At 51.5% G+C, this 3636-nt stretch carries 4 tRNA genes and 1 rRNA gene; all 5 read left to right on the top strand.

The window, feature by feature from the left end:
- The first annotated feature begins 130 nt into the window (after nucleotides 1–130).
- The 5 genes from KQI17_RS13160 (at nucleotide 131) to KQI17_RS13140 (ending at nucleotide 3636) form a co-directional block, all read left to right on the top strand.
- Nucleotides 131–207, top strand: a tRNA-Ile gene (locus tag KQI17_RS13160).
- Between the two features lie 22 nt (nucleotides 208–229).
- A tRNA-Ala gene (locus KQI17_RS13155) sits at nucleotides 230–305 on the top strand.
- 255 nt (nucleotides 306–560) lie between these two features.
- Nucleotides 561–3398, top strand: a 23S ribosomal RNA gene (locus tag KQI17_RS13150).
- 83 nt (nucleotides 3399–3481) lie between these two features.
- Nucleotides 3482–3557, top strand: a tRNA-Lys gene (locus KQI17_RS13145).
- 4 nt (nucleotides 3558–3561) lie between these two features.
- Nucleotides 3562–3636, top strand: a tRNA-Glu gene (locus tag KQI17_RS13140).

Genomic DNA, 3636 nt, shown 5'->3' with positions numbered 1-3636 from the left:
CAGAGTTCCTAAGGTCAGGGTGCGGAAGCGTCTGTGAAAACAGACGGACGCGGCGCGAGAGCGCAGCGAGTTGTTCGTTGTTTAATTTAGAGGGCACACGCGATGAAGACGCGGTATGGCCTTAAGAGATGGGCCCGTAGCTCAGCTGGCTAGAGCGTACGACTGATAATCGTAAGGTCGGTGGTTCGAGCCCACTCGGGCCCACCACTTAAACTCAAGAAGATAGCACGGGGATATAGCTCAGCTGGGAGAGCGCCTGCCTTGCAAGCAGGAGGTCGCCGGTTCGATCCCGACTATCTCCACCAATTTGAAATTGGATAGAAGTATTCGAGCGATCGAGTATTTCCATCTGACTTCAAGTCAGAGCTTTGTACCTTGAAAACTGAACAAAGAAAGATGAAAGTGATAAGCAAGGCAACAGAGAGGTCTTTCAAGCGGAAGCGTTTGAAAGAATGAAGGTTTTAATTGTGGAACATCGTATAGATGGGTAACGATTACAATTTCAAAAATCCTGTAAAATTGCCTGCATAATTCAACTGAGAATCAGCGATGATTCGATAGGTCAAGCTATAAAGAGCGCAAGGGGAATGCCTTGGCATCAGGAGCCGAAGAAGGACGTGACAAGCTGCGATAAGCCACGGGGAGGAGCAAATATCCGCTATATCCGTGGATTTCCGAATGGGGGAACCCGCTTGAGCAATACTCAAGCATCGTGCATTGAATCAAATAGGTGTACGAGGGGAACGGTCTGAACTGAAACATCTAAGTAGGACCAGGAAAAGACATCAACCGAGATTCCGCAAGTAGTGGCGAGCGAACGCGGAGGAGGCCAAACCGGAGGATTTATTCTCCGGGGTTGCGGACAGACATCACGATCAGAGGAAGCTAGGAGAACGGCATGGGAAGGCCGGCTAAAAAGGGTGAGAGCCCCGTATCCGAAAGCAGGAGCTGACAGTCTGGATCCAGAGTACCGCGGGACACGTGAAACCCCGTGGGAAACCGGGTGGACCACCATCCAAGCCTAAATACTACCTGATGACCGATAGAGGAGCAGTACCGTGAGGGAAAGGTGAAAAGGACCCCGGGAGGGGAGTGAAAGAGAACCTGAAACCTTGTGCTTACAAGCAGTCAAAGCACGTTAAAGTGTGATGACGTACTTTTTGTAGAACGGTCCGGCGAGTTATAGTAACGAGCAAGCTTAAGGTATTCAGTACCGAAGGCGCAGCGAGAGCGAGTCTGAATAGGGCGTATAAAGTTCGTTGCCATAGACCCGAAACCGGGTGACCTATCCATGAGCAGGCTGAAGTGGAGGTAAAACTCCATGGAGGGCCGAACCGACCCCCGTTGCAATGGTGGCGGATGACTTGTGGATAGCGGAGAAATTCCAATCGAACTCGGAGATAGCTGGTTCTCCCCGAAATAGCTTTAGGGCTAGCGTTATCTTAGTTTACCGGAGGTAAAGCACTGAATGGGCTAGGGGCCGATAAGGTTACTGAACCCTATCAAACTCTGAATGCCGGATAAATGATGGATAGCAGTCAGACAGTGTGAGATAAGTTTCATTGTCAAAAGGGAAACAGCCCAGACCCACAGCTAAGGTCCCTAATGTGCGCTAAGTGGAAAACGATGTGGAGTTGCGAAAACAACCAGGATGTTGGCTTAGAAGCAGCCACTCATTAAAAGAGTGCGTAATAGCTCACTGGTCGAGTGACTCTGCGCGGAAAATATAACGGGGCTAAGCACACAACCGAAGCTTGGGATTGTCAAAAGACAGTGGTAGGGGAGCGTCGAATACGGGGTGAAGTCGTATCGGAAGGAACGGTGGACTGTATTCGAGTGAGAATGCCGGAATGAGTAGCGAGAATTATGTGGGAATCATAATGGCCGAAAATCTAAGGTTTCTTGGGGAAGGTTCGTCCGCCCAAGGTAAGTCGGGAGCTAAGGCGAGGCCGAGAGGCGTAGTCGATGCACATACGGTAGAAATTCCGTAACCACCGAAACTTAAGTTAGAGGGACACTTCGAGATAGCGGAACCGCGGCGTTGGTAGACCGCGGCGAAAGGGACTGAAATATAGTAGGGAAGTCCGCGATGCTCGGAGGCGAGAAAAGCTCTAAGGAATGCTAAGGTGCCCGTACCGCAAACCGACACAGGTAGATGAGGAGAGAATCCTAAGGCCAACGGGAGAAGGGTTGTCAAGGAACTCGGCAAGTTGACCCCGTAACTTCGGAAGAAGGGGAGCCTCGAAAGAGGCCGCAGTGAATAGGCCCAGGCAACTGTTTACCAAAAACACAGGTCTATGCTAAATCGAAAGATGACGTATATGGGCTGACGCCTGCCCGGTGCCGGAAGGTTAAGAGGAGATGTCAGGCAACGAAGCATCGAATTGAAGCCCCGGTAAACGGCGGCCGTAACTATAACGGTCCTAAGGTAGCGAAATTCCTTGTCAGGTAAGTTCTGACCCGCACGAATGGCGTAATGATCTGGGCACTGTCTCGACAGCCCACCCGGCGAAATTGTAGTACTGGTGAAGATGCCAGTTACCCGCAACTAGACGGAAAGACCCCATGGAGCTTTACTGCAGCTTAATACTGGAAATCGGTAATTCATGTACAGGATAGGTGGGAGACGGAGAAGCATGGTCGTCAGGTCATGTGGAGTCGCCCTTGGGATACCACTCTTGGATTGCTGATTTTCTAACCTGCGGCCGTGAATCCGGTCGGGGGACACTGTTAGGCGGGCAGTTTGACTGGGGCGGTCGCCTCCAAAAAGGTAACGGAGGCGCTCAAAGGTTCGTTCAGCACGGACGGAAATCGTGCATTGAGTGTAAACGCATAAACGAGCCTAACTGCGAGACCGACGGGTCGAGCAGTAACGAAAGTTGGAGTTAGTGATCCGGTGGTATGTGAGTGGAAATGCCATCGCTCAACGGATAAAAGCTACCCTGGGGATAACAGGCTGATCTCCCCCAAGCGTCCACAGCGACGGGGAGGTTTGGCACCTCGATGTCGGCTCGTCGCATCCTGGGGCTGAATTCGGTCCCAAGGGTTTGGCTGTTCGCCAATTAAAGCGGCACGCGAGCTGGGTTCAGAACGTCGTGAGACAGTTCGGTCCCTATCTGTTGCGGGCGTAAGAGATTTGAAGGGAGCTGTCCTTAGTACGAGAGGACCGGGATGGACGTACCTCTGGTGCACCAGTTGTCCTGCCAAGGGCATAGCTGGGTAGCTATGTACGGACGAGATAAACGCTGAAAGCATCTAAGCGTGAAACTCCCCCTAAGATGAGATCTCTCATTCGAAAGAAGTAAGGACCCAGAGAGACGATCTGGTTGATAGGCGCGAGGTGGAAGTGCAGTAATGTATGGAGCTGACGCGTACTAATAGTCCGAGGGCTTGACCTACGAAAGAAGCAGGCAAAAGCCTTGAGAGGCATGAGTAGTTTTTCTTTGTTCGGTTTTCAGGGTACAAGGAATCCCTGGTATATGCACCTTTAGCTCAGTTGGTAGAGCACCTGACTCTTAATCAGGGTGTCCAGGGTTCGAGTCCCTGAAGGTGTACCAAAACGGCCCGTTGGTCAAGTGGTTAAGACAGAGGCCTCTCACGCCTTTAACATCGGTTCGAATCCGGTACGGGTCACCA

This window comes from Oscillibacter sp. MSJ-31 (assembly GCF_018918025.1).
Classification (GTDB): Bacteria; Bacillota; Clostridia; order Oscillospirales; family Oscillospiraceae; genus Hominicoprocola.
This window is presented reverse-complemented; position numbering and strand designations above follow the sequence as displayed.